This window comes from Legionella brunensis, from assembly GCF_001467025.1.
Taxonomy (GTDB): Bacteria; Pseudomonadota; Gammaproteobacteria; order Legionellales; family Legionellaceae; genus Tatlockia; species Tatlockia brunensis.
Genome location: NZ_LNXV01000003.1, coordinates 207,938 through 233,164, shown reverse-complemented (window position 1 = coordinate 233,164; position 25,227 = coordinate 207,938). Strand labels below are relative to the sequence as shown.

Below are 25,227 nucleotides of genomic sequence, written 5' to 3'. Positions count from 1 at the left end.
ATTTGTTTGTTAAAATATTGATACCTTACAAGGCTAATGATAGTGTATTGAGAATATTCCAATTATTTAAGATTACATTTAATTTGATGCAGATTTAATGCGCAGAACAAACCTCTTGGTACTGATTATTACTATTCTCGGATTACTAAATTGCAGCCGAAATTCTGTCGTTCCCGTTATAAAAGCCCCACAACAATTCCCTTCCATGAGTCAAGAATTTAAATCCATCAAAAATTTGCCCTATTTTGCGTGGTGGGAACAATTTAACGACCCTTTACTTAACAAGCTCATTTACAGGGGGCTACAAAGAAATCCTGATATGGGTATTGCTTTGGGAAATTTAGAAGAAGCAAGGGGATTGTTAAAGGAAGTTAAGTTAAGCTGGATCCCCTCGTTAATTTTTTTTGGAGGATATTCAACAAATCCGGCACTAGGCGCTCCAGGCGGATTTTATGGAGTATGGCCATACTATGCAATTAATATTGCTCAACAATTCCAAAAACAAAAACAAGCCACTTATAACCTTGCTTACTATCAAGCAGCCGTTGATGGCATCCGGTTAACTATTATAGGCCAGATAGCTTCAGCCTATTTCACATTAATAGCTCAACAAGAACAGTTACGATTATTACAAAAGTTAGATAGTGACGTTTTAAAACTTGTTAATCAGACAGCCGGCGAAGTTAAAATTGGCTTAAGTAATGATATTGATTTAGCCAAAATACAATCTGAACGAGCCTTAATTGCAGCTCAACTACAAACGGTCAAACACAATATTACCGCTAGTCAAAATGCGCTACGCTACTTAATCAACCAAAATCCTGGACCTATCATTACCCATTATAATTTTGAGCAATTTAATTTTGACCATTTTAAACCCGGTAGCCTGCCCGTCACCGTATTAAGAAATAGGCCCGATTTTAAAATGGCGGCTTTAGCGGTTCAACGTGCAAATGCCGGGAAAGCCTTAGCACTTACCAATCTTTTCCCCCTACTACAACTTGATCAGTATTTTGGAGAAGCTCATGTGCCAGAAAGCAAACTTGCCGAAATGACTGATGCGTATTTAACTTGGACAGTTGCTCCGAATACATGGGGTAAACTATCTGCTGCACGTGGAGCCTATAATGCCCAAGTCAGTAATCTCGTTAAAACTCTACGACGCATCTTCAGAGACATTGATAATGACTTATCTGCCAATCATCATTCCCAGGCTTTCTATCAAGAAACGCTAAAAGCTGAAAAAGATTATCAGCATAAATTAAAGTTACAAGAAGGGTTATTAAAGACTGGGTTAATCTCCTATAAAGAATGGTTGGAAAACAAGATCCTACTTGATAATCTTGCATTATCGACTAACCAAGCAAAGTTACAACTTGCTATATCTCTAGTGCTACTCTATCAAGATCTGGCAGGGGGTTACTTATGTTGACGCAGGAATTCAGAGAAAAGTATAAAAAAAAATTATATTTATTTAGAGTAAAAACTAAAGCCTTCAAAAAATATTTTACATTTCCTAATATCGTTATCTTGGTAGGTTTTCTTACCCTATTAGCCTATATATTTTCTTATTTGTTTCCATTCACTGATAACGCATTTGTTGTAAGCAATGTGCAACCCGTAGCAGCACAGGTTCAAGGATACATTACTAATATTTACGTAAAAAATGGCCAAGAGGTTGTGAGAGGACAAAAATTACTTACTGTTTTTAAAAAACCATACCAGTATACCGTTGCTCGCTTGAGCGCAGATTTGGGAGCAGCAAAAGCGCAACTTAAAGTATGGGAAATGACTTATGAAAAACATCAAAAGCTTAGTGAGCATCAACGAAGGATTTATGAGAGATTAGCTCAGGATGATGAAAAATATCAAAAGGGTTATCGTATTAAATCCGTCTCTCTTATAACCCTACAAAACTCACGGCAAGAAACCCTCAGTGCTAAAGATAAATGGGAAGCTTCATTAAAACAGTTAGAAATTGATAAGCATCAAATCATGGCACAAAAAAGTAATATTAAATCACTTCTAGCGAAACTTAATCTAGCGAACGTGAACCTCCAATTAACGGATGTCACTGCCGAAACTAAAGGAGTGGTGCAGAATTTATTCTTGGCCTTAGGTACACCAGTAAATATTAATGCCCCCTTATTTTCTCTTGTATCTACGGACGAAGTATACATCCAGGCGAATTTTAATGAAACGGACCTTCGCGATGTAAGAGTAGGCTCCAAAGTTTTAATCTTTCCAAGAACATACTTAGGGCGAAAGATATTTCATGGGGTCGTTGATTCAAATTTTTGGTCCGCAAATAGACAACAAATTGACCCTAGAACACAACTACAAAATGTTTCTAATGAAAACCAATGGATTTTATTACCCCAGAGATTACCAGTTATTATTCGAGTTACAGATCCCGATCCGCGATTTCCCCTAAGAGTAGGTGCCAGCGCTTATGTTTATATCAGATCTTAGACATTGGTTAAATCGCGTCGACCCTTATGCTATCCAGCGAGTAGTTCTACAAAAATCCCTGTTTGCTGCAACGGTACTAACATTCATCTATTGGTTTTTTAAGCCGGAAAGTTTTCTAATGTTTGTTGCGCCGCTTATTGTAGTTTCCTGGTATGAAATGCCGTTTCTATCAAGTAAGAAAGAGAAAAACCGCAACCTGTTATTTATTTTTGCCATGGTTATTATAACCGGCATTTCATTTTATTTAATTTATCCTTTTAGATTGCTATTTCTTGTTTACGCCATTATTTTTTTTATCGCCTTGTTTTACATTATTTGGGCAAAATTTCCTAAAATTAAAAATGCTACCATGCTAATTATTAGTACAGGAGCACTCACTCTTTCTATTAGCCCCATGGCTAGTTTACAAATAAGTATTGGTTTTTTAAGCTCAGCACTCTTATCGATGCTTGGTCTTTTTATTTGCCTTAATTTTTTTCCTAATAAAGCATTAGAAGTTTGGCGTCGAGCCCTACAATATTATATTCAATGCATAGAAGCTGATATTGCCGCTACTATTGCAAATGTCCCTTTGCCCTCTTTCAATGAGGAAGTAAGTCATGTTGATATTATTCGCTCCTTCCAACCATTATTACCCAAAAAATACCTTTCGTTAGCTTTAAGAATATTCTCCAACATTCGCAACCTTCAGTTTGCCTTAAACAATATCTATTACCAGGAATTGAATCCAATTTTTTGGAGTTCTATTAAACAACATCTGCATTATTTTCGATTACATATGGACAAGCAAAACCCTATTGATTTATCAGAAATCATTATAAATCCATCTACTCGTTTGCAGTATCTTGTGCAAGATTACCTTCTATCAGCGATGCGTCATTGGAATACGTTATGCAAAAGATAGATTTTCTCCGCAAGGAATTAGGGTATGCCCGCTTTATCCATTTGATACTAATCTATACGTTAGGGCTACTTAGCTATATCTTAACAACCATACCCCATAAATGGTGGATCTTATTAACTGTATTAGTGATAAGCTCTGGCATTGAACCAGGATTAATGATTGAGCGTTCCTTACACCGGATTAGAGGAACATTATTGGCCCTTACTTTAATGATCCCTTTACTGTATTTACTCCAAATGAATTACCGCTTAATTTCAGTTCTTTTTGTTGGCTCGGCAGTGGGCATGATAGTTACCTCACTTAATTTACGTCGGTATGATATTTGCGTCTTTTTTATCACCTTATTTGCCTTTTTACTTACAGCAATTTCATTTACGGAGTCAATTCTTGAAGGCCCTATGGAAATGGTAGTCAATCGAGGAATATGTACTCTGATAGGAATTGCTATCATATTAATTGGCGATTATGTGCTATTTGATTCTTTTCATTATTCACAAAAGCTTTATTTGTTACATCAAATTATTGTCTACAACATTATAAAAAAAGCCGCAGAGAAATTATTAACCGCGTCAACGGAAGTTTCTACGCCCTATATTTATATGGAGCAATTACGAACTCAATTTAATCACGGCTTTACCTTAATTGCTGAGAGCTCCAGAAGTCTTCAGTCCGAACTGCAAACCAGCCCGGACTTAAAACAAAAAATTACTGACTTTCAAAATGCTATCTGGGAATTGCGTCGTGTATTATTTGCCATGAGCTTTTCAGCACTGATATTAAAGTCACAGAACATTACGAATGAACATTTTAAAAATTATCAAAAATTAATTTTGCAGGCACGACAAGCCTTTATTAAGCGCCGGTAAGCTACAGGCCTTATTCAGCGATGGAATCGGTTGTTATTAAGGCAATCGCTGCGGCAGTTAATGTTGGGTTTACTGCCATTTTTGAAGGTATTAAACCTACCGTTGCAAGATATAGATTATTGAAACCATGGACTCTCCCTTTTAAATTGGTGACACTACTCCTGACATCAGTACCCATACGACACATCCCCATAGGATGGGTGAAACCAAAATCTAGCGTCATGGGTTCACACCCCTTCCTGTAACGTCCTAAGCGGCTAGCCAATTCCTTCAAATCTTTCATCGCACCATCCATGATTTGCTTATCATTGTCAGTCAGCCGCACTTCAAATTTTGGCTTATCCCTCGATAAAATCATGCGATTCCTCTCCTGTACATCGATAGGAATAAAATATTGAAAATCTATTAATTCATTCTCATTGATAATTTCCCGTGAAATATTAGGGAAAATATCGCGAAGAATCATTGCATGCCATGGGTAATTGGGCGTTGGATATATGCATGTCCTGGGTGGCGTATCAACAATCTCAGCCGTAGACACAAATGAGCTATTCAGAACCACTTGTGCAAGATGCAAAGGATGAAAATGCAAATAATGTCCTAATGCAACTGGGTGAATACTTGAATTATATAACAACTGTGTCGTATCAAATGCCCCGGCTGCAACAATAACCACATCTGCCCTAATATCTTTCAACTGCTTATTTTGCTTAACTCTTAATCCATAAGTATTTGATTTTTTATGCAATAACTCAATCACTTCCGTATTCATCTGTATGGTAATCAGTTCCCTCTCTTCCTTAGACAAATTTAGAATTTGTAACGTAGAAGTAAAGTCAATGACACTGTTTTTACGTTTTCTACCAGCCAGAGGAACTTTAGCCAAGCTGCGATTTTGCATACGTAAAATAGGGTCGAGAGTGGCCAATAAATTCGTTTGCCTTATTGAACTATCAAATAAATCTTTCTGCACATGCAATATGTTCTCAGCTCGACTTAAGTATTCGTCCATATTCATGTCATCAAATTCAGGCCATTGTTCATGTTGAACCGGACGAGGGCAGTTGTTCGTCCACAAGGTAGCTTGTCCACCATAGGCATGGGTAACATTGGCGCCTGGTAAACCTTCAGGCGACGCTCCAGCATCAAATAGTTGGCAGTGTTTCTCAATTTCATCAAAAAACTGGTCGGGATGTTCTTGATACTTTTGCTGGTTACGTAAATGGTCTCCTGGCGGTGTTGATATGGGAGCTCCTATTTCAAGCATTAGAACCCTAACACCTTTTTTTGCCAAGTTGTGCGCACAAATTGCACCTAATATGCCACTACCAATGATGGTAACATCATGAACCATAATTGAAACCTCCCTATTAATGATTCAAAAAGTATAAGTTACGCAAAAATCGCTGTAAAATTTTGGAGACTTTGTTATTACCTCAGCTATTTCCTTTCTTTTGCGTAAATGCGCCACTATGCTAATTTCTTATACCAACTTATCCTTTCTACATTTTCTTTAATTTATTGATCATTAATTAATCATGACATAATTATTATGAACTATAATGCTTTTATATAGTTCAGTTTGAATTGGTAACATGCCGAAGTTAAAGCGCAAAGAAATTTCTCATATCTTAGGTTTGAAAGATAATCGTCTTGATACATCATTTAAGAATGAAGGCTGGTATGTTGAACATGCCAGCGAAAGTATCGTAAATCGATTTAAAAATTTAACTAAAACCGCTCAACTCCCATTCGAGCGGATAAAAAGTCTCAGTGGTCCGTCTCAGTTTTCCCAGAAAGTTAAAAATCTTTCTATCGGCGATTATCATGGCTTTGCCACCAGGTGGGAAGGACATGCCTTTACCCTGCATGCCATTAAAGACAAGCATGGCACGCATTTTGTGTATATTAATCGTGGAGAACGCCATCTAGGCCCAGGAGATGATGCTACTGTCAGAGTTTTTACGGTACCAGACTCCCAAGTAGAACAATTTTCTCGAGACATTTATAACGCCTTTGCTTCTGAAAATCGACAGACTGTCTCTCAATTTATCGAAGCCAATAAAGGGCTTTCAACGACCCCTAGCACATTACAAAAATCGAATCAGAAAGTTGGTAATTGTTCTATTGCTAACTCTAATATTGCATGGCATTTTCAGCTTGCTTCTGATTACCTAAAAAAACATCCACACGCAACCTATGAACAAGCACTACAAAACACCAAGCAAGCCTATAAAGAGTTACGTAAACAAGACAGAATCGAGGCATTTAAAGATCTTTTAGCGCTTAAACCGAATGCAAATTATTCCCAAGATGCCCACATGAATGATGTCTTGCAAGCGCTTGGTAAATTAAATAGAAAAAGTGATACTCAAGGTGAAAATTATATTCAATTGCTGCTCCAAGATAAGGAGGTTAGGGACAAATTAACAAGAATGTTAACGCACCCCGACTTTAGGCATCACCTGGATAACTTTCTTGATGGGTTCAAAGGCTTTAATCATCGAGAAGGAATACGCAAAAAAATGGAGGGAATGCGAGATAAAATCTTAAGTGATTCTTTTTCAAAATTGCCGAAACAAGAACAAGATCTCTTGATACAACAAGACCCTTCTTTGCAAAAATATTCCATCTCAGCAAAAAAACCTGCCACTAAAGAACAGATGGCTCAATTACTTAGCGAGTTTGATAGTAAAACAGAACCCAAATGGACGCAATTAATTCAAGATGAAAATGGAAGAATTGGTATTTACAATAGTCCTCCCCATAAGCCAGGTATTGTCACTCGTACCCATAAAATTGAGTTGAATCCCAATGGAGACTTTACCGTACTAAATAAGCCTTCTTTCCAGGTCAATACCAATAAATTGGAATGTGAGAAGATAATTAACTCAGTCTTAGAGCGTATTCCGCAGGATGTGATTACTCCTAGACTTAAATCAGTTGCGCCTACAATAGCCCCCCCTGCATCCCCGCCTTTTTTAGCGACTAATCCTAGACAAATAGCCCAATTACTAAGGGAGATTAAGGAAAAAGACGGTTTTTCCTGGAAGGAACTGGCCTCTGATAAACTTGGCCGAATTGGCGTCGATTATGCTCCCCCTCATAATCCAGGTATTATCACAAGACACCACAAAATTGAGTTAAGAAGTGATGGGTCTTTTAGGGTTTTAAACAAGTATCACAAGGAGGGGGGTATTTCTTACGTTGAGAACACCCATAATCCTCAGGAAGTCATCGATAGTGTACTAAAGCGGATACCTCAAACAGCGATCACACCTTTACTCAAACAAACACCCAAGCCTCAAACTGTAATACCGAACCCTAGCGCACCCACTGAATTGGAGCAGGATAAAATAGAGCAAGTCTCTCGCCTAATTAAACATTACGCAACGGGTAACTGGAAGGAATTAGCAGATAACATCGAATTTGGTATTGGTTATAATAGTAAACTACCCAGCATGGCTTTTCACAATTATCAACTGATGGTCACCAATGATCCCAATAAACCGCTTATCTTTTTAGATAAGGCTCAAAATTACCAACCCGTCAACGATTCGATACGGAGGCAGATATTAGATACCATCTTAATGGATTCTGAGATTAAACGATTACAAGCAGCAGTACCCTCTGCATTGGATAAGGTAAAAGTAGAACAAGTCAGTCGTCTAATTGAGCATTATGCAACAGGTAATTGGCAGAAACATGGAGTAAATTTCGAGTTTGGTATTGGCAAGAATAGTCAGCTGCCTTCTTTGGTTTTCCAAAAAAGGTATCAGCTGATGCTAACCAATGATCCCAATAAGCCATTTATCATGTTAGATAAAGCTCAAGGTTATAAGACAATAGATGACGTGGTGCAAAGACAGATATTAGATGAGATATTAAACGATTCCGAAACTAAACGACTACAAGAAGCAATCCCTTCTATACCCTCAGCACCTTCTGTTCTTCCTCCTGTATTGGATAAAGTTAAAGTAGCACAAGTCACTAGCCTCATTCATCGTTATGCAACGGGTAGTAGTTGGGTGACGCCTGGTGCAGATCATATTCAGTTTGGGATTGGTAAGAATAGTAAGCTCCCCTCGATGGTGTTTGGTAATTATCAACTGATGGTTTCAAATGATCCCAGTAAGCCACTTATTTTTTTAGATAAGTCCCAAGGCTATAAAAAAATAGACGAGGCGCAACAAGAAAAAATACTCGATTTGATATTACAGGACACTGGGATTAAACAATTACAAGCAGTGGTACAACCACCAGTCTCTCCTAAAAAACCGGTACCGATTATAGTACAACCGATAATTCCCCAAACACCGCTACCGGTTAATGAAAAACCAACAACAATTACTTGGATACCACATAGGACTAAAGGAGCAGAAAAGGAGGCATGCCTCACATTTAAAACACAAAAGGGGGCTCAAGAATTTGCTGCTCAATGGCAGGTTAAATCACATGTTAATCCAAAAGGAGGTTTTTCTGTATTCCTAGATGAAGACCGAATCAATCAATCACTTAGTAACGGCTCACAAACACAACAACATTTAGCACAAGCCTTACAAAAACTGAAGCATAGCATAGAAAATAAATATGCTTATCAAAATAATCCAAGACAAGATCACTCTTCTCCTGTTGAAATTGCTAATGTATTTTCCAAAAATAAAGATGCTATTGCGCAAACTAAAGTGAATGGATTCAATAATTTTAAAGATCAATACCAACATCTGACTGGTGATACTTTAAAGACTAAAATTTTAAATGATTTTAAAAATCGCATAGAATGCACTACTTCAGTAACGGAATTAGAACAATTAAAAACGGAGTTAATGAGTTCACCCGGATACACTGTCTTAAAAACGGGGCAGAATTTGTTCACTCAAATTACAGGTATTAAGACATCCTCCATAGAAGCACTTGAAGAAATGTTTAAAGATCAGGAAGTTAATATTAAGAACCAAACTAGTACCGACCCAGTCATAAAATGACTTCACACCTCTTAATACTCCTTCAGCAGGCATTGACAATAGCTATCTTCGAGAACAATATGAAATTTTCCTTATGCTCGTTTTAGGTCAGTGAGCATTTCACCTATAGGATACCCTATCAACTCCAGCCGCTTAAAAAGGATGAGTTATCAATGAATTTGAATAAAAAGATCTTGGCAAGTTTATCCCTGTTATTCATCTCCATCTTGTCACATGCAGCAACGGTTGATCCATTACCCTCTTGGAATAATGGCGATGCTAAAAGGAGCATTATTCAATTTGTGCAAGCAGTCACGGATAAATCAACCCCTTCTTATGTAGCGCCTGAAAGACGTATTGCCGCCTTAGACAATGATGGTACTTTACGGGTTGAAAAGCCCGTGTACACTCAAATTATTTTTGCTATTGATAGAATAAAAGCACTGGCTCCAAAACATCCTGAATGGAAAAATCAAAGACTATTCCGAGCTATCCTTAATGATGATAAACAAACATTAGAACATCTTTCTTTAGAGGACATTAAAAAAATTTTACTGGCTGCCCATACCAACATGAGCATCGTAGACTACCATAAGCTAGCAAATGAATGGTTTGAAACAGCGCAAGACTCTCGTTATCATCATTCCTATAAAGAAACCATTTATCAACCGATGTTAGAAGTTATTAACTATCTTCATGATAATGACTTCCAAGTCTATATTGTTACCGGCGGTGGGCAAGAGTTTCTTCGCACTTACGCGACAGGAAGTTATAACATCGATTTGGACCATGTAATAGGTACAGTGAGTGAAGCTAAATATGAATACATCAATGACAAACCTGCGCTGATAAAATTATCACGACTATTATTCCTTAACAATGGCGTCGTTAAACCTGAGGCAATAAACTATTTTATTGGCAGAAAACCTATTATTGCCTTTGGAAATTCCGTTGGCGATAAACAAATGCTTGAGTGGACACAATCAGAAGATGGGCCGCATTTAATGTTGCTTATACATCATGATGATGAAACACGCGAGTATGCTTATGGCCCTGAATCCAACGTAGGTACTTTTTCTGATGCCTTAAAAAAGCAAGCATTACAAAATCATTGGAAAATAGTCAGCATGAAGAATGATTGGAAAATAATATTTCCATTTGATCTGAAATAAATTTTTCAAAATCACTTATAAAAAATTTGTCGAATGAAGTGGCCTAAGTCTTGGTATTTGAGCAGAAACCAAGCCTGGGTAATCCCCCAGGCTTGCATTTATCTTACTAAATTCCCCCTCATTTAGAGAGGTTGCTTTTACTAGGGAAATTTAGGTTCAGCACTCAGAGCCCCTGGTTTTTGCTCAGACTCCTTCCCTTTTTGCTTTTTAAAGAAATTATTTAATCCACCAATGATTGTATTACCAGCAGAAACGAGCTTATCTAGAACGCTAAAATCCATTTCCATTTCATAACAACTTATAGCGTTGATATCATCAAAGTCTTTTACCATCATTTGAGAAAAACACGAAAGCATGTAGTTGAGGACAGCCTCATCCTGCTCTTTCGGATCCATGTTTTTAAAATCAAGATCATTCTCTAATTTTTTCCAGGTATAAAAATTAATGCTACGCCCATGATTAGGATCATAAAAGTAGGCAGTTTTTTTCTTTGGGTCATAACGTAAATAGATTGCATGTCCCCATGTTTCTTGAGTTTGGTCTTGAGTTCCATCTTTTTTAGTTGCATGATGCCCAATGGATAATTTTACAATGCCGTAATTTTTTAATTTGGATTTCTGTTGCAAACTAACCGCTTTAGCAAGTACCTCATAGATTGCATCAGAACTAAATGCAGGTTCATCTACAAAATGCATATCTTTATGTAGCGGTTGAATTTTCTTAAGATGAAGCCGTTTTAATACTGCTTGTGATAAACCATTGTTCTTCTCTTCTCTTGCATCAACTTGATATAAAGCTTGATTGAAACGGTCCTGGGGTGAGATTTTAACTTCCGTTTCCCATTGTGAATTGGAGAGCGCTTGATTTCTACCTAAGCTCGTCATTTCTCGAGTAATTAATCGATAAGTATTGGCTTGGCACGCTCCATCCCCTAATATTTCGCCCTCTCCACCAACAAATCCTTGAATATTTTCATACTGGATTGGATTTCCCCATTGATTAAAAAATTCAATGTCTTTTTGAACATCATTTAACAGCATTTTTTCCATTTTACTGGAAGCTTGTTCACTCAGTGGGGAAATAATCTCTTTTACTTTGTCATACTGGTTAGCTAATAGGATTAGGTTATCTTTGTTTTCTTTAATTTTTTTATCGATGAAGCGATAAAGCGAGCTCAACACTTTCCTTTTTGAGTTTTTTAAAGAGCTATCAATATGCTGAGGAATACTTTCATGAGTCTCAGTCAATTTCTTTTTACATTTCTCATATTCCTGTTCTAACAAACTAGTCGCTGCTGCAATGAGTTCTTCTCTTGCTTTAGTTAGTGTATGAATCATAGGAGTTAAAGAGGGATCACCACCAGCAGCAATAGTCTTTTCTTTCAAAGCCATAAGCTCAATCTGATGTTGCAGCTCTTTCAAAGTCGGGATCTCATTTTCTGCCTGACCATTAAGAACGGCGTTTTGTATCACATGCTTGATTTTTTGCTGGACAAGCTCTTTATTCATCTTAATTTTGCCAGGGTCTAAACCAAGTGCTGAGAAAACTGCCGCTTCATGAGGATTTTGGAGGAATTTTTCGGGGTGTGTAATTTGCTGATGTACAAATGCTCGCTTTAGTACGAGAGAAAAGTCCTCAAAATATTCTTTAGGTAATCGAGTTAATGCCTGTTTAAGCTTCGGAAACATTTTAATGACCACTTCTTCTTGCGCTGTAACCTCACCTCTCTCAAGCTTGACATTTAATTTGGACATTTCCTGATCGTATTGTTCTCTTGTCATTTTCCCTTGGGCATAGTCGATAATCCGAATTTTATCTGTTTCCGTCATCATTCGAACACTATCCCGAATATCTGTTCCTATCACTTCCCAATCGCTAATCATTTTTTCAGCCATGGCTTTATTGGTGCTACGCTCCAAACGATCATAAAGGTCTATAAGAGCTTCACGATTACAGGCTGAGCGAACATTCACCACAAACTGATCCAGTGCTTGAACATTCTTCGAGTGATCAGCTAATGTCGACTTATCTGGCATATGCTCGATAACATGCTGAAGGTCACGAACTATTACTGGGGCTAATGTGGCTACATCATCAACTCGTTCTTCTTGCAACACCTTTGTTACAACCTGTAAAGGATTTATATTCACCAATGAGAGAGACTCAGTCACCTTGTCTTCAGCTGCAATTTTATTCAACTGCTCCGAGAGTACTTGAATAAACGTGTCATTATTTACTTGTTTAGAACCTAATAGCGATTGAGTTCGCTCCAGTGCAACCTCAAAGCCTGTAGGTGAACCTTTCCACTCTTTTCGTTTTTCCTCAATCATTCCGCTTCGCTGTTGCCCAACAAGAGATATTTTTTCCATAAATTCGTTTACCTCAGACATTGAGCGTAAAGGTAGGGTGTTGTCATCAATGCGTCTGGAAGTAGGCCAGTGAGTTGCATACAATTGTTCAAAGGGTATTTCGGAGTAATGCTCTGCACATTTTTTCTTTAACTCATCCAGGATAGAACTATTTATTATTACTATAATTTCATCAATTGCTCTTCGATGCATTTGTTGCCAATATTCAAAATTATCAGGATGAACACCAAGTTGGATATCATCTGGAAATAACCCATTTTCCTTTATCATCTCGTTGATAGCAGAAATATTAAAAACTTTAAATTTATCGGCGCTCTTATTCGAGTTAAAGCTGTCCCAAAGGCTAAGCAAGTAGGTATCCAGGTTTGATTCCATTAAATGGAGAGCATCTAATGCCAATATTTCTTGCTTAAATTGCTCCAGATTAGTAGCCAGTTGTAGTTTATAGTCTTTTAGGCTGGGAAGAGCATCTGGATTCTGAGCATAAAAATGTCGCACGGTTTTCTGAAAGACCCAATTTCTTAGAACCTGAATATTAAAGGCTCTTAGTTGCTCATCACTTACGTCTTGAGGCCATTCACCATCCTGTTTCCAATAATCACTCGTATTGAAATAATCACATAATTGTTTCAAGGAAATTACATCCTCTAATGAGCCTAATGTAGTGGGAACGGTACTCATCATCCATGCCATTTTATCATCACATTCAACTTTTATTTTCTTTACATACTCTGAGAAACGATTAGCCTCAATGGTATAACTATCATCCTCTGAGGTTAACGTAGGATAGGTCTCTTCAGGTAGAAGTGGGCTGAAATCTACATCAACTTCAGTTGGAAAATCATAATAATAAACATATTGTCCACCTGATATTGGCTTAGATATATTTTTAGGCATAATAATCTCAAAAATAAATGTCTATAATTTATACATTATAAACCATAACCTCGCTATCGAGCTATGCAAAATGAGCTATTTATTTAAAATATGTGGATAAAAAGATCATTTCTTTTGGCTTATTGCCGATGATATTTACACGGCAATTTGGTTTTTATTTTCAAAAGATTATGGATGCCGTTGAGTTGTTTGTAGCAGCGTCTATTAAGTTGATTGATCACTGTGCTGTATATTTAGATGGGTATAAAATAAACCACCAAAATGTACTCCTATCATTTACTCAGCAAGTTTTATAAAATTATTCGGATCATTCAGATCAACCAATGAAGTTGCTTTATGTATTTTATCTATCATGAAGTCTGCACAAGGCTTTACAAGTGATTTAATATCATCCCAATATTCATTTTCTACACCAATACAGATTAATTTAGCACGCTGTATTACTGGTTGATATGATTTAGGTACGTGATGCATTACCCAATCTGCTGCGCTAGGTTTAGATCTAATGGCATTAGTTTTTAAGGTACTCCAAATTCGAGCATAAGTAAGCAGAACATTTCGAGTATCATATTCCAGATCCTCAGTAAGTCTGCCTAAGTCGTGGAGCATGGCCTTTATAAAATCGCTATAGGGTACATGAGACAATAATTGTTTTGGCTCTAATCCATATAAAGTATGACTCTTTAATAAGATTTGAGTGATAATCAAAGCAAGGTCTGGCATTTCATGAGTCGCCCATGGCTCAATGTGACCCATTTCAAATGAAGTTCGCAACCACTCGCCATATTGAAAATCAAACTGAGGGGGATAATGCCACGGGTTAATCTCAGCCTTTTCAACAAAAGTCATTTCAATTGGCAATTTCGTGCTTTTCATATAAAGGCCTGAAATTTGAAGAAGATTAATAATTAACCGCCTTCTTTCTTCGAGGGTTGTTGCACGACTGGTTACAACAAATAAATCAATGTCACTGTATTTTTGTAGCCCGCCTATAAGAGATGAACCATACAGGTAAACGCCTAACAGTTCTGCCCCAAAAATTACCTTCAATAGATTAATGCTTTCTTTGAGCTGTTGCTGCATTTCTGAACTAAACGTATTTATCATAAATATTGATCACTTTGTTATCAGTTTAAGACCTTACAGCACATCAACAGCACAAAAGACTACAGGAGGAAAACTGCCAACAGTCTTCGGATTGCAGCTCTTCTGAAAGTAATGTTGGCAGTATTCACCTCAACGGTATCTCCTACTTTCGACAGGCTAGGTCAATTTACTTATTTTTTCAATTTCAGAAAACGTTTTATTTCATTACTTGTCGCATCCCAATTATATGTTCATAATATTTTATCTGTGCATTTCGATATGATTTATGCGAAACGAATTAAACAATGCATTTACTTATAATTACAAACAACCTGACGAATATCATTTTAGCCTTGATTCAATTCACCTTGCGAAATTTGTCGCAACACAATTGAAATCCTACACCGACCTTGGTTCATTACGAGTATTAGATCTCTGCGCAGGCTGCGGCGTTATTGGGTTTGAACTATCGTGGCATCTTCAAGCAATCCGGCAGATTGATTTTATTGAGGTCCAGGATGTTTACACTGAATATTTTTATCAAAATTTGGCTAACGTCAATCGACCTGAATTGCAATTTCGATGGCATCTTTTAAATTATGATGATTTGCATGAAAAAAAATGGGAAGGCAAATTTGATTTAACTATCAGTAATCCACCCTATTTCCAACTAGGGCATGGAGTGCTTTCACCTTCCAAATTTAAAAATCGATGTAGATTTTATTTAGATAGCTCTTTTCAGAATTATATTCGCGCACTAGAAAATTCGCTTGCAAACAAAGGTAAAGCTTATTTTTTATTACGCCCATTAAAACACCATGGTTTTGATTTATTTTCTGATATACAAAAAATACTACAAGAAACATCAGTAACGGTAAAAAAAATATCGCATATTCGAGGTACGGATATTATTTTATTAGAAAAACTTTGACATGCTTTCTCCAATTGATAATTAAACTTTCTTCGATGCTATAAAATTCATAATTATCTCTACTGATTCATCAATTAAATATTTTGATGTATCAATCACAAGTTGCTTGCTTTCCCAAGGCTCATAATCACGATCTACAACAGCTTTCCATGTAGGTAGTTTATGGCCCTCTATATCTGCAATTCGCCCTTCCACTCGACTTTGATGTACTTTTTCATCTGAACAAATTAGTTCAATCTCAATAAAATCTGATTCAGTTTGTTTTGCTACCTGCCGCCAATCTTGACGTGTTATAGCAATCGGATTAACCGAATCGGCAACAACATTCAGACCTAAAGCTAAATTCTCTCGAGCGACTGCATAACTAATTACGTAACCCTCTGAGCCTACTGCTAATGAAGCAGGATAGCCTTCTAAATTGATTAAAGCCTGCTCAATGGTATCTACTCGGAGGTAGATTGCCTTTAAATGCTTGGCTATAATTTTAGAGATCGTCGTTTTTCCTGTCCCAGGTAACCCACCAAAAATAATTAACATCCCCAAATCGCCTTTTATAAATGCTCTGCTACCTGTTGAAACACACTCGGTCCGCTCATTGAATTTGTAAAACTTACTACACAATCACCAGTTGCCGTGTCCATAGCACTAAATTAAAAAATGGCCGAAGATCACGACTAATAAATACCCCTTAATCCAGTGGGTCAAATACCAATAGTTTACACTAGGGGTATGTAATTAACGACAAGTCCTGGCTGGAAGGACTTGAATCCTTTCTCTGATAAGAATTATCTAATGCATTATAAAGTTCTATATAATGTTTTAGAAAATATCGGCTAGAAATACCTTTTAAGGAATCTGAAACATCTTTCATTGATAAATAAGCTGAATGATTCTCGTGACATTTTATCTTTATTAAAATATTGCATTGGAACACAGATTGAAACAACGTTCTTATATCGATAGCCAACTTTTCATCATGACACTTTAATTCTTTATATAGATCAGCTAAAAACTCCCATTTTTCATTAGGCTGTGACTGTTTTTTGTAATTAATAAGCTTTTGTGCCGCGGGCTGATTTATATAAGCCGAGAATAACTTCACAATAAAATTCTTTTTATCGATTTGCTTGGCTTTCTCCATATATTCCGTTCCCATTCCTTGAATATATGTATTGGTCAAATCATCAGGACTGTCAGGAAATTCAAGCGATCCTTGATTAATTAATGACTCCATTCCTTCTGACGCTTTTTTTTTGTTCTTTAGCATAGATAAATCTCCCTTTAATTGAAGGTAGAATAATAGAATTAATTAATTAATTCTATATGATTTACTGCTAATGAATCATGCGCGTTGTCCAATAGCCACCGCACCAATAGGCACAGACTCTATTGATTTATTAAACACCTAAAATCGAGGGAAAGAGAAATAATACTTAAGGCCGTCACTACCCATTGATTCTTTGCTATACCAGCTTGGTAAGGTAGTTAGCATGCTCGAACATTAATAAAAAGAAAAATCTTGTATTTAAATAAAGTTAACTATATATAATGGCATCGCTTTAAATTAAAGGAATAATTATGCCTAGAAATACCAATGCTACATTTGATAGAAACTTTTTTTTAATGTTCCAAGTCCTCACTTTTTTAAGTATTCTCATGCTTAAAGTTGAAGCCAGTAAATCCTCCTCGCAGAAAACTGAATATAAAGGATATTTTAAAAATCCAGGTAAATCCGATTATTTAATAACCTCTGATAGTCGCTGTAAAAAAAATAACTTTATGAATGATGTCGTTAAAAGTACTGATAATGGAGGTTGTGGGGCATTAGAACGCGACCCGGATATAAGTAACATAGTCGGCTCAAGGACTTGCGGTAGCTATTTTTCTTCTACTTATATTACCAACTATGATTCTGATGATACTATTTTTGATGATTGTCTTTGTGCGCTTTTAGACAAGGTATCTGAGTCCTGTGATGAGGAAACTTTAGAGATAGTTGGTATTATTTTAGGCGTTATATTCGTAGGTTCAGTATTAGCATGTACAGGCTTTGCATGCTATAAAGCTCAGATACCAGATAAAATAGTTGACGGTTGTCACTCCTTAAAAAATAATATTTCATCATTAACTGAACGATTGAGAAGAGTTGAAACACCTAATGCTTCCAGTCTTGAAAACGGTGAAGCGAATCCTGAAATAAGCAATTCTTCGAGTCATGCCAGAAATATGGAGGCTTTTTTTAATGCAGTTAAAAAAGCCAAGAATCGTCTAATGTGTCAAACAGCTAATCAGGAAACAGAATTGAACGAAACCATTTCGCCACCGCAATGAATCAACAGGGGGGCAGACTCGATTGAACCTGATACAAGATTTTTATGGAAAGAAACAACTTGTTCGCACTACTTATATTACGCATTCCTTTATAATGTTTTAAGTCCTTCCTCAACAATAGAAAGTCCAATTTCCAAATCTTTTACATCAGTAGAAAGCGGCATGAGGAAGCGGATTACATTTCCATATCCTCCGCAGCTAAGAATTACCAATCCATGCTCTAAACAATATCTTGTTAATCCGTCCGCTGCTTCTTTATTTGGTACCTTCGTGCTTTTATCTTTCACAAGTTCGAGCGCCTGCATAACACCCAACCCACGAAAATCACCTACTATTTTATATTTTTCTTTAAATCCAGAAAGCTTGGAGTGAAGTATTTTTGAAAGATTAGTGACATTTTTCAAAAGTTCTCCCTCTTCAAAAATTTTGAATACTTCAAGAGCGGCTGCACAACTCAGTGGATTTCCTCCAAAGGTTCCGCCCAACCCACCCACCATCGCCGCATCCATCATTTCAGATTTCCCTGTTACAGCAGCGATGACTGTTCCACCACCAAGCCCCTTTGCTGTTACAGTAAGGTCAGGGTCCACTCCCATTGTCTTCATCGCAAATAGATTTCCAGTACGTCCAAAACCTGATTGAATTTCATCGGCAATGAAAACAATTTTGTTTGCCGTACAAAACTCACGAAGTTTTTGTAAAAATGGGACTGGAAATTGTATGAATCCTCCTTCCCCTAACACTGGTTCTAAAATCACTGCCGCAGTATTTTCAACGCCCACACGAAAATTAACAAGTTCAGAAAAATCATTGAAACACTCTTCTACACAATTTTTTCCTTGCCAACGATACTCATACGGAATGGAAGCACGATGAACTTCTGAAAGAAATGGACCAAATCCATGCTTGTAGGGTTTATTCTTTGCTGTAAGTGCCATAGCCATATAAGTGCGGCCATGGTAAGCATGATCAAAACAAATCACTGCTTGCTTTCCAGTATAGGCACGCGCAATTTTAATCGCATTTTCTACAGCTTCAGCTCCTGAATTCAACAAGATTGATTTTTTTTCAAAACGTCCAGGAGTGTGATAATTTAATTTTTCACACACATGAATATAGCCTTCATAAGGAAGAATATTAAAACTCGTATGCAGGAATTTTTCGGCCTGAGCATTGATTGCATTTACTACCGCATTGGGACAGTGCCCTGTATTCACCACACCAATCCCCGATGAGAAATCCAAAAATATATTTCCATCCACATCTTCTACAAACGAACCTTTTGCTCGTTCCACAAAGATAGGGGTAGCATGAAATGGACCTCGCGCAACGTGTTTATAACGCTGTTCCATCAATAATTTTGATTTTGGTCCCGGTATTTGTGTTTTAATATTAATTCGATTCATTAGTACCATCCAATTGGCGCATCATCTAGATTAATATTCACTTGCTTAATTTCAAGATAGCTTTCGATTCCATATAAACCTAACTCACGACCAGATCCACTTTGCTTATATCCACCCCAAGGCATTTCATTATGAGTTGGATGATAGTGATTTACCCAAAGAATTCCGGCACGAATTTGAGACGTCACCCGATGAGCACGAGTAAGGTCCTTAGTCCACACAGCTGCTGCTAAACCATACTCGGTATCGTTTGCAATTTGAATTGCTTCTTCTTCAGTATCAAAAGGGATGACTGTAAGTACCGGACCAAAAATTTCTTCTCGAGCGATACGCATGGTCGGCTTTACCTCATCAAAAATAGTTGGCTCAAAAAAATTTCCTTTTTCAAAAGCTTCACCTGGAGGGCGTTTCCCGCCACAGATCAATTTTGCACCCTCATCAATCCCTATCTTGACGTAATGTTCAACTTTTTCGCGGTGAGTGCGTGAAACCAGTGGCCCCATTTTTACGCCATCGTCTAAGCCATGACCTAGCTTGATATTTGGAATTTTTTTCAACATTCCTGCCACTATTTTTTTGTGAATAGAGCGCTCAACGATCAAGCGAGAACCAGAAGAACACACCTCCCCTTGATTGGCAAAAGCACCAAAAAGAGCGCCATCAATTGCCATCTCCAGATCACAGTCTGCAAATACAATATTTGGATTTTTTCCACCAAGTTCTAATGATATTCGTTTCAAATTTCCTGTAGCTGCTTGCATTATTTTTTTTCCAGTAACTGTTCCACCAGTAAATGCAACTTTATCGACCATCGAATTAGTTGACAATTCTTCACCTACTTCTATACCTGGACCAGTAATGAGATTCACTACACCAGCTGGAAATCCACATTGATCAATCAGTTTGAATAACTCAAGCGCAGTTATCGGCGTCAGTTCTGAAGGTTTTAATATTAGGGTATTTCCTGCCGCAAGTGCTGGAGCAAGTTTCCAAGCGGCCATAAGTAGTGGGAAATTCCAGGGAATAATTTGTCCGCATACCCCTATAGGCTCACGTACAACATAACTAAAAGAGTTCGCTGGAACCGACATCGTTTCGCCATGAATTTTAGTAGCGAGTCCTGCGTAAAATTCAAAGCAATTTGCTGCATCGACCACATCATATTCTGCTTCTGCCAAAGGTTTTCCACAGTTTCGCGTTTCCAACTCGGCTAACATTTTTGCATTGGCACGAATCAAATCAGCAATTTTGAATAATAGCTTACTTCGCTCAAGTGCTGATGTTTTTCTCCAATCACCTTCATCGAAAGCCTTTCGCGCAGCCTTGATCGCAATCACAACATCTTCTTTGGCACTTTCTGGAACTTTCGCAATCAATTTACCATTGCCGGGATCAATAATATCGCGAGTGGCCCCGCTTTTGGCTGAAGTAAATTTTCCATCAATATACATTTCATAACTGTTCATTTATTAAATCCCTTTTTACTGAGTGCAATGAAGTCATTCTGGGTAACTTTAAACTGTAAATCGTTAGACTGTTAGAGCATATAAATTGATTTTTTAGTATGCTTGTTTTCATCAAATATAGTATAGAAAACTAAAGTAATAAACGCATTGACCACACGTTGATTATTGCAACTCACGATCTTATCATTTTTGTGAACTATACTAAGGTAAGGAAAGTTAAATTTAAACCGATAAAACTCTGAAGAGTTAGTGAAATCTTGTACTTTAAATAATTATCAAAAGAGCTTCTACTTGAAGGGTAATTATGGCCACATCGGTGACTCAAACAATTTATAAAAATAAAATTTTAATCCTTGGATTCGGCAGTATTGGCCAAGCAGTTTTACCTCTTTTGTTACAATATTTTAAATTAGATCCCAAGCAAATTGTTATCCTATCCAAACATAATTTTGGTGCAGATGTGGCAAACGAGTATGGCGTTTCATTCAAAGAAATTGCTTTTACAGAAAATAACTACCAAGAACTTTTATCCTCTCTTCTTAAACCTGGTGATTTTTTATTAAACTTATCCGTAGGTGTATCCAGTATTGATTTAATAAAATATTGCCAATTGAATAAACTATTATATTTGGATGCAGCCGCTGAATGTTGGGAAGAAAGGTATAGCGATAATAGTCAACTACTTTCTAATTACGCGTTGCGTGATGCGACATTACAACTTGAAAAAAAAGGACCTACCGCGGTATTAAGACATGGGGCCAATCCTGGGTTAGTATCCCACTTCCTTAAACAAGCCCTATGGAACATGGCAAACGATAATAATTTGAATTGTACTCTTCCACAAAAAGCCGTGGAATGGGCGCAATTGGCCCATGATCTTGGTATAAAAACCATACATATTTCTGAACATGATACGCAAATTTCCTCTCAGGCTAAAAAAAAGAATGAGTTTATAAATACATGGTCAGTAGATGCGTTAATTTCTGAAGCGGTTCGGCCTGCTGAACTAGGCTGGGGAAGCCATGAGCGCCATTGGCCACCTGATGCGAACCATCACAACTTTGGATCAAATTGTGGAATATATCTTAGTCGACCAGGGGCAGAGACCCAAGTCCGTACCTGGACCCCTAACTCTGGCCCCATCAACGGTTTTTTAATTACCCACACCGAGTCTTTATCTCTTGCAGAATATTTAACGTTGCATAAAGAAAATAAGGTGTATTACAGACCAACAGTTCATTACGCTTATCATCTTTGCCCTGATGCTATTTTGTCTTTAAAAGAGCTCGTGCAAAGAAATTACATCACTCAAAAGGAAAAGCGTATTCTTTTAAAAGATATAGTTGATGGCTACGATGAACTCGGAGTTTTATTAATGGGAAATAAAAAAGGAGCTTATTGGTATGGCTCTCATCTATCCATACATGAAGCTAGAAAGTTAGTTAAACATAATAATGCTACAAGCTTACAAGTTGCAGCGGGAGTTTTATCGGGTATGATTTGGGCTATTGAAAATCCAGAACGTGGAATTATAGAGCCTGAAGATATAGACCATGAGTATATTTTGAGCTTAGCCTTCCCTTATCTTGGTAAAGTCGATGGTTATTATACAGATTGGACTCCCCTACGGGACAGAGGCAATTCAAATGATAAATATACTGATCAAGGTGACCCTTGGCAGTTTATTAATATTCGAGTTTGATTAGCAAAGTCACTGCAAACTATCAGCCTCTGCGCTTTTTTAAATTAAGGCGATATCAACACACATATGAATCTTAAGCTTAATAGAGAAACAAAATTACCCATGCATTGTCTCAGATAGTCATTTATTGTCAGTGAATAAATCCCTTTATCGATGGCCTCTAAATTATAAAAGAGATTATATATCAACCGCTAAACAGTTTAGTTGTCTAAGCATATCATGTGAATATTAGTAAGAATAACGACACTCTATTCGGTAAGCCTGTGACTGAAATTGCACTTTATACTACATAAAGATGGCCTTATTGAATTAGATGTCAACCTTGCTAACGAAAGGATATTGCATTCTTATTATTTCCCTACCTCCTGAGGTTATGAATGGTGTAGTCTGGTTGATTCTCAGTGCTACTTGCTGGTATAGATATCCTATCAAAAACTTACCATTAGCTTAGCAGCTATCTTTTCATAGGTAGACATGCCAAAGCATGGGGGTAATATGGCAAGACTCAAAATAGGACTAGTCTTTGGCAGCGGATCAGCACGTGGCTGGGCACACATTGGTGTCATCCGTGAATTAGCAAACAAGGGCATTACACCGGATCTAGTTACAGGCTCATCTATAGGTGCTGTAGTCGGGGGGGCTTATGCATCAGGTCACCTCGACGAGTTTGAAGAATGGATTTTCACACTTAAGCGCGTGGACATTCTAAAATTGTTAGATGTTCACATAGCTAGTGGCGGTTTTATCCAAGGGAAATCTCTGATGATTGCCATCGAAAAACGTATTGGCAATCTTAATATCGAGGATCTGAAAGTTCCCTTTGCATGTGTTGCAACATCGCTCCTGAATGGAAAAGAGCACTGGTTACGTGATGGCCCCTTACTTGATGCCGTGCGAGCCTCCATCGCCCTACCTGGAATTTTTGCACCGATTGCTTTACAGCACGATATTATGCTGGATGGTGGCTTAGTCAATCCGGTTCCTATTTCACTAGCACGTGCTATGGGTGCCGATTACATCATCGCCGTGAATCTAAATAGTGATCTCGTCGGCAGACATTTCTCCCCACATCACAGCGATGTAGCAGCTGACAATCAAGAAAACCAAAAGAAATTGGAATATGCTGAAAAGAATAATCCAAACATTGCCACATGGGGGGCCAAGCTGAAAACTGACTTCGACATTAGGCTAGTTTCATTTATTTCCTCCCTACGTAAGAGGAGAATCTCTAAACCCGGTCTCTTCGACGTGATCGCTGGCTCAATTAACATTATGCAGGAACGCATAACCAACTCACGTATGGCAGAGGATCCGCCTGACGTTCTCATCACACCAAAGCTTGGCCATATCGGTCTTATGGAATTCGATCGTGCGCAAGAAGCCATTCGCGAAGGTCAGGAAGCAACACGGCGGGTAGCAGACGACCTGAAAAAGCTTAAGCTTAAATTGTGATCCCTTAATTAAAAGCGGGATCAATCGGGGCAGCCGTTGAGCCGATACTTTAGTCTCCGCCATGTTTAACCTTCGGGAATAATTCCTCAGAAAGCGTTATCTTTTCAATTTAAACAAGGGAAAGCAACCATTGAACGTTGGTATCATAGACGCTATCAAATAGAAGATAATGAATTGAATAGAACCATTATCAATAATCATCACTATCTTTTTGTTGGGTTTAGCTTTATGTAATTGATGTAGGAATTGTTTATTTAGCGATGCAACCATTTTTTCAATATAAGCTGCTTTGTCTTCTTCACTGGGCGCATTCAGATGAGGATAGTAAAATATAATACGCTCGCTCCCCTATATTTTTTCCCGCTCGCGAGCTTCTTAGTTTTTGCAGTGTTTGTTTTTGTTCTTGCGTTATAACCACTTTTATCGCTTTGCCCACTCAGTTACTCCATAAAAATTGATGCGGACAATACAGTTGCTTACAATCGTCTTGATAATAAAAAAATGATTCTGTTTTGCCCGTCGAAATGAATGTCCTAGTGATCCTATATAATTTGTGAGTAAATTAGATTTAAATGGTGGGGCGGCGGGAATCGAACCCGCTAATATAGGTTTTTGTGTTGTTTATGAAATACTATCAAAGACCATGAAATACCATGTCGGCTCTGGGTTATCGCCCCTATTCTAAAATTTGCGAAGTTGTCTTTTATAGTCTTTAGTTGTCTGCAAATGGTGCCGTTTTGGTGCCGCTATGCCGCTTCTAATTCAATATGAACACGTTGCCCAATAGCTGCTGCAATATTTACCAAGGCATCTAATGAAAATCGAGAAATACGCCCTCGTAACATATCATTCAAACGCGGTTGCGTAATTCCGCAATGTTGAGCCGCTTCAACTTGTTTCCAACCATTTTTTTTAACAATCGCTACAATTTGTCGCATCAATTCGGCTTTTGCTTGCATATTAGCTGACTCACCAGCTATATCAACAATTGCATCCCAAACATTATCGAAGCTTTCTGCTTTACTCATCTCTATTTGCTCCTCATCAATTCAGTAAAACGTGCTTTTGCAAGATCAATATCACGTTTGCTGTGGCTAGAGCTTTAGGCAGAAAAACATTGCTGTTTGCAGGGAGGAGCCCTCTCGATGATTTAAAATGAGCGACTCACCTTTAATCTTCTCTAATACAACAGAATAAAAGTAATTGGAG

18 protein-coding genes and 1 tRNA gene are annotated in these 25,227 nt (G+C 37.5%); 10 read left to right on the top strand and 9 right to left on the bottom strand.

The window, feature by feature from the left end:
* Positions 1 to 97 precede the first annotated feature (97 nt).
* The 4 genes from Lbru_RS01385 to Lbru_RS01370 are packed head-to-tail and all read left to right on the top strand — an operon-like array spanning position 98 to position 4,242.
* Positions 98 to 1,432: a TolC family protein gene (locus Lbru_RS01385; RefSeq protein ID WP_058440387.1), complete on the top strand. Its 1,335-nt coding sequence runs from the start codon at positions 98 to 100 to the stop codon at positions 1,430 to 1,432.
* Positions 1,426 to 2,472 carry an HlyD family secretion protein gene (locus Lbru_RS01380; RefSeq protein ID WP_058440386.1) on the top strand — a complete coding sequence of 349 codons (1,047 nt, stop codon included), beginning with the start codon at positions 1,426 to 1,428 and terminating at the stop codon, positions 2,470 to 2,472. The genes Lbru_RS01385 and Lbru_RS01380 overlap by 7 nt, the downstream gene beginning before the upstream one ends.
* A complete protein-coding gene (locus Lbru_RS01375; RefSeq protein ID WP_058440385.1) occupies positions 2,453 to 3,376 on the top strand; it encodes a hypothetical protein in 924 nt (307 codons plus the stop codon). Before Lbru_RS01380 ends, Lbru_RS01375 begins: the two co-directional genes overlap by 20 nt.
* Positions 3,364 to 4,242 carry an FUSC family protein gene (locus tag Lbru_RS01370; RefSeq protein WP_058440384.1) on the top strand — a complete coding sequence of 293 codons (879 nt, stop codon included), beginning with the start codon at positions 3,364 to 3,366 and terminating at the stop codon, positions 4,240 to 4,242. The genes Lbru_RS01375 and Lbru_RS01370 overlap by 13 nt, the downstream gene beginning before the upstream one ends.
* Before the next feature lie 10 nt (positions 4,243 to 4,252).
* Here Lbru_RS01370 and Lbru_RS01365 read toward each other — a convergent pair whose 3' ends face one another.
* Positions 4,253 to 5,596 (bottom strand): GMC oxidoreductase, encoded by a 1,344-nt coding sequence (locus Lbru_RS01365; RefSeq protein ID WP_058440383.1) that lies wholly within the window; start codon positions 5,594 to 5,596, stop codon positions 4,253 to 4,255.
* 241 nt (positions 5,597 to 5,837) lie between these two features.
* Here Lbru_RS01365 and Lbru_RS01360 point away from each other — a divergent pair, with 241 nt between their 5' ends.
* The gene (locus tag Lbru_RS01360; protein WP_058440382.1) at positions 5,838 to 9,227 is read left to right on the top strand and encodes a hypothetical protein; all 3,390 of its coding nucleotides are present in this window, start codon (positions 5,838 to 5,840) and stop codon (positions 9,225 to 9,227) included.
* Positions 9,228 to 9,379: 152 nt separating this feature from the next.
* Positions 9,380 to 10,378, top strand: a complete 999-nt coding sequence (locus Lbru_RS01355) for an HAD family hydrolase (RefSeq protein ID WP_058440381.1) — start codon at positions 9,380 to 9,382, stop codon at positions 10,376 to 10,378.
* A 140-nt stretch (positions 10,379 to 10,518) separates the two neighbouring features.
* Here Lbru_RS01355 and Lbru_RS01350 read toward each other — a convergent pair whose 3' ends face one another.
* Positions 10,519 to 13,644 (bottom strand): hypothetical protein, encoded by a 3,126-nt coding sequence (locus tag Lbru_RS01350; protein ID WP_058440380.1) that lies wholly within the window; start codon positions 13,642 to 13,644, stop codon positions 10,519 to 10,521.
* Positions 13,645 to 13,920: 276 nt separating this feature from the next.
* Complete coding sequence (locus tag Lbru_RS01345) at positions 13,921 to 14,751, bottom strand: aminoglycoside adenylyltransferase domain-containing protein (protein ID WP_058440379.1); 831 nt, start codon at positions 14,749 to 14,751, stop codon at positions 13,921 to 13,923.
* Between the two features lie 265 nt (positions 14,752 to 15,016).
* Between Lbru_RS01345 and Lbru_RS01340 the strand changes: the two genes are divergently transcribed.
* The gene (locus Lbru_RS01340) at positions 15,017 to 15,661 is read left to right on the top strand and encodes a methyltransferase (protein WP_058440378.1); all 645 of its coding nucleotides are present in this window, start codon (positions 15,017 to 15,019) and stop codon (positions 15,659 to 15,661) included.
* A gap of 21 nt (positions 15,662 to 15,682) precedes the next feature.
* On the opposite strand, the gene Lbru_RS01335 is transcribed toward Lbru_RS01340, so the two are convergent.
* Together Lbru_RS01335 and Lbru_RS01330 are read right to left on the bottom strand one after the other, a co-directional pair.
* A complete protein-coding gene (locus tag Lbru_RS01335; RefSeq protein WP_058440377.1) occupies positions 15,683 to 16,198 on the bottom strand; it encodes a P-loop nucleotide/nucleoside kinase family protein in 516 nt (171 codons plus the stop codon).
* 184 nt (positions 16,199 to 16,382) lie between these two features.
* Positions 16,383 to 16,928: a hypothetical protein gene (locus Lbru_RS01330; protein WP_058440376.1), complete on the bottom strand. Its 546-nt coding sequence runs from the start codon at positions 16,926 to 16,928 to the stop codon at positions 16,383 to 16,385.
* A 311-nt stretch (positions 16,929 to 17,239) separates the two neighbouring features.
* On the opposite strand from Lbru_RS01330, the gene Lbru_RS01325 reads away from it, so the two are divergent.
* Positions 17,240 to 17,992 (top strand): hypothetical protein, encoded by a 753-nt coding sequence (locus Lbru_RS01325; protein WP_058440375.1) that lies wholly within the window; start codon positions 17,240 to 17,242, stop codon positions 17,990 to 17,992.
* An 89-nt stretch (positions 17,993 to 18,081) separates the two neighbouring features.
* Here Lbru_RS01325 and Lbru_RS01320 read toward each other — a convergent pair whose 3' ends face one another.
* Both Lbru_RS01320 and Lbru_RS01315 read right to left on the bottom strand, forming a co-directional pair.
* Positions 18,082 to 19,398, bottom strand: coding sequence for an aspartate aminotransferase family protein (locus Lbru_RS01320; protein WP_058440374.1), 1,317 nt, complete (start codon positions 19,396 to 19,398; stop codon positions 18,082 to 18,084).
* Positions 19,398 to 20,864 (bottom strand): aldehyde dehydrogenase family protein, encoded by a 1,467-nt coding sequence (locus Lbru_RS01315; RefSeq protein ID WP_058440373.1) that lies wholly within the window; start codon positions 20,862 to 20,864, stop codon positions 19,398 to 19,400. The genes Lbru_RS01320 and Lbru_RS01315 overlap by 1 nt, the downstream gene beginning before the upstream one ends.
* Before the next feature lie 304 nt (positions 20,865 to 21,168).
* Between Lbru_RS01315 and Lbru_RS01310 the strand changes: the two genes are divergently transcribed.
* Entirely contained in the window at positions 21,169 to 22,566 is a 1,398-nt protein-coding gene (locus tag Lbru_RS01310) for a saccharopine dehydrogenase C-terminal domain-containing protein (protein WP_058440372.1), read from the top strand.
* Between the two features lie 495 nt (positions 22,567 to 23,061).
* Positions 23,062 to 24,018 (top strand): patatin-like phospholipase family protein, encoded by a 957-nt coding sequence (locus Lbru_RS01305; protein ID WP_058440371.1) that lies wholly within the window; start codon positions 23,062 to 23,064, stop codon positions 24,016 to 24,018.
* Between the two features lie 573 nt (positions 24,019 to 24,591).
* Here the strand turns inward: Lbru_RS01305 and Lbru_RS17025 are convergent.
* Positions 24,592 to 24,695, bottom strand: a tRNA-OTHER gene (locus Lbru_RS17025).
* A 69-nt stretch (positions 24,696 to 24,764) separates the two neighbouring features.
* Complete coding sequence (locus tag Lbru_RS01300) at positions 24,765 to 25,046, bottom strand: helix-turn-helix domain-containing protein (RefSeq protein ID WP_058440370.1); 282 nt, start codon at positions 25,044 to 25,046, stop codon at positions 24,765 to 24,767.
* Between the last annotated feature and the right edge of the window lie 181 nt (positions 25,047 to 25,227).

What these genes read in the sequence shown, in the direction of transcription:
- Lbru_RS01385 (WP_058440387.1), top strand. Translation starts at nt 98, where the DNA reads ATGCGCAGAACAAACCTCTTGGTACTGATTATTACTATTCTCGGATTA.
- Lbru_RS01380 (WP_058440386.1), top strand. Translation starts at nt 1,426, where the DNA reads ATGTTGACGCAGGAATTCAGAGAAAAGTATAAAAAAAAATTATATTTA.
- Lbru_RS01375 (WP_058440385.1), top strand. Translation starts at nt 2,453, where the DNA reads ATGTTTATATCAGATCTTAGACATTGGTTAAATCGCGTCGACCCTTAT.
- Lbru_RS01370 (WP_058440384.1), top strand. Translation starts at nt 3,364, where the DNA reads ATGCAAAAGATAGATTTTCTCCGCAAGGAATTAGGGTATGCCCGCTTT.
- Lbru_RS01365 (WP_058440383.1), bottom strand. Translation starts at nt 5,596, where the DNA reads ATGGTTCATGATGTTACCATCATTGGTAGTGGCATATTAGGTGCAATT.
- Lbru_RS01360 (WP_058440382.1), top strand. Translation starts at nt 5,838, where the DNA reads ATGCCGAAGTTAAAGCGCAAAGAAATTTCTCATATCTTAGGTTTGAAA.
- Lbru_RS01355 (WP_058440381.1), top strand. Translation starts at nt 9,380, where the DNA reads ATGAATTTGAATAAAAAGATCTTGGCAAGTTTATCCCTGTTATTCATC.
- Lbru_RS01350 (WP_058440380.1), bottom strand. Translation starts at nt 13,644, where the DNA reads ATGCCTAAAAATATATCTAAGCCAATATCAGGTGGACAATATGTTTAT.
- Lbru_RS01345 (WP_058440379.1), bottom strand. Translation starts at nt 14,751, where the DNA reads ATGATAAATACGTTTAGTTCAGAAATGCAGCAACAGCTCAAAGAAAGC.
- Lbru_RS01340 (WP_058440378.1), top strand. Translation starts at nt 15,017, where the DNA reads ATGCGAAACGAATTAAACAATGCATTTACTTATAATTACAAACAACCT.
- Lbru_RS01335 (WP_058440377.1), bottom strand. Translation starts at nt 16,198, where the DNA reads ATGTTAATTATTTTTGGTGGGTTACCTGGGACAGGAAAAACGACGATC.
- Lbru_RS01330 (WP_058440376.1), bottom strand. Translation starts at nt 16,928, where the DNA reads ATGCTAAAGAACAAAAAAAAAGCGTCAGAAGGAATGGAGTCATTAATT.
- Lbru_RS01325 (WP_058440375.1), top strand. Translation starts at nt 17,240, where the DNA reads ATGCCTAGAAATACCAATGCTACATTTGATAGAAACTTTTTTTTAATG.
- Lbru_RS01320 (WP_058440374.1), bottom strand. Translation starts at nt 19,398, where the DNA reads ATGAATCGAATTAATATTAAAACACAAATACCGGGACCAAAATCAAAA.
- Lbru_RS01315 (WP_058440373.1), bottom strand. Translation starts at nt 20,864, where the DNA reads ATGAACAGTTATGAAATGTATATTGATGGAAAATTTACTTCAGCCAAA.
- Lbru_RS01310 (WP_058440372.1), top strand. Translation starts at nt 21,169, where the DNA reads ATGGCCACATCGGTGACTCAAACAATTTATAAAAATAAAATTTTAATC.
- Lbru_RS01305 (WP_058440371.1), top strand. Translation starts at nt 23,062, where the DNA reads ATGGCAAGACTCAAAATAGGACTAGTCTTTGGCAGCGGATCAGCACGT.
- Lbru_RS01300 (WP_058440370.1), bottom strand. Translation starts at nt 25,046, where the DNA reads ATGAGTAAAGCAGAAAGCTTCGATAATGTTTGGGATGCAATTGTTGAT.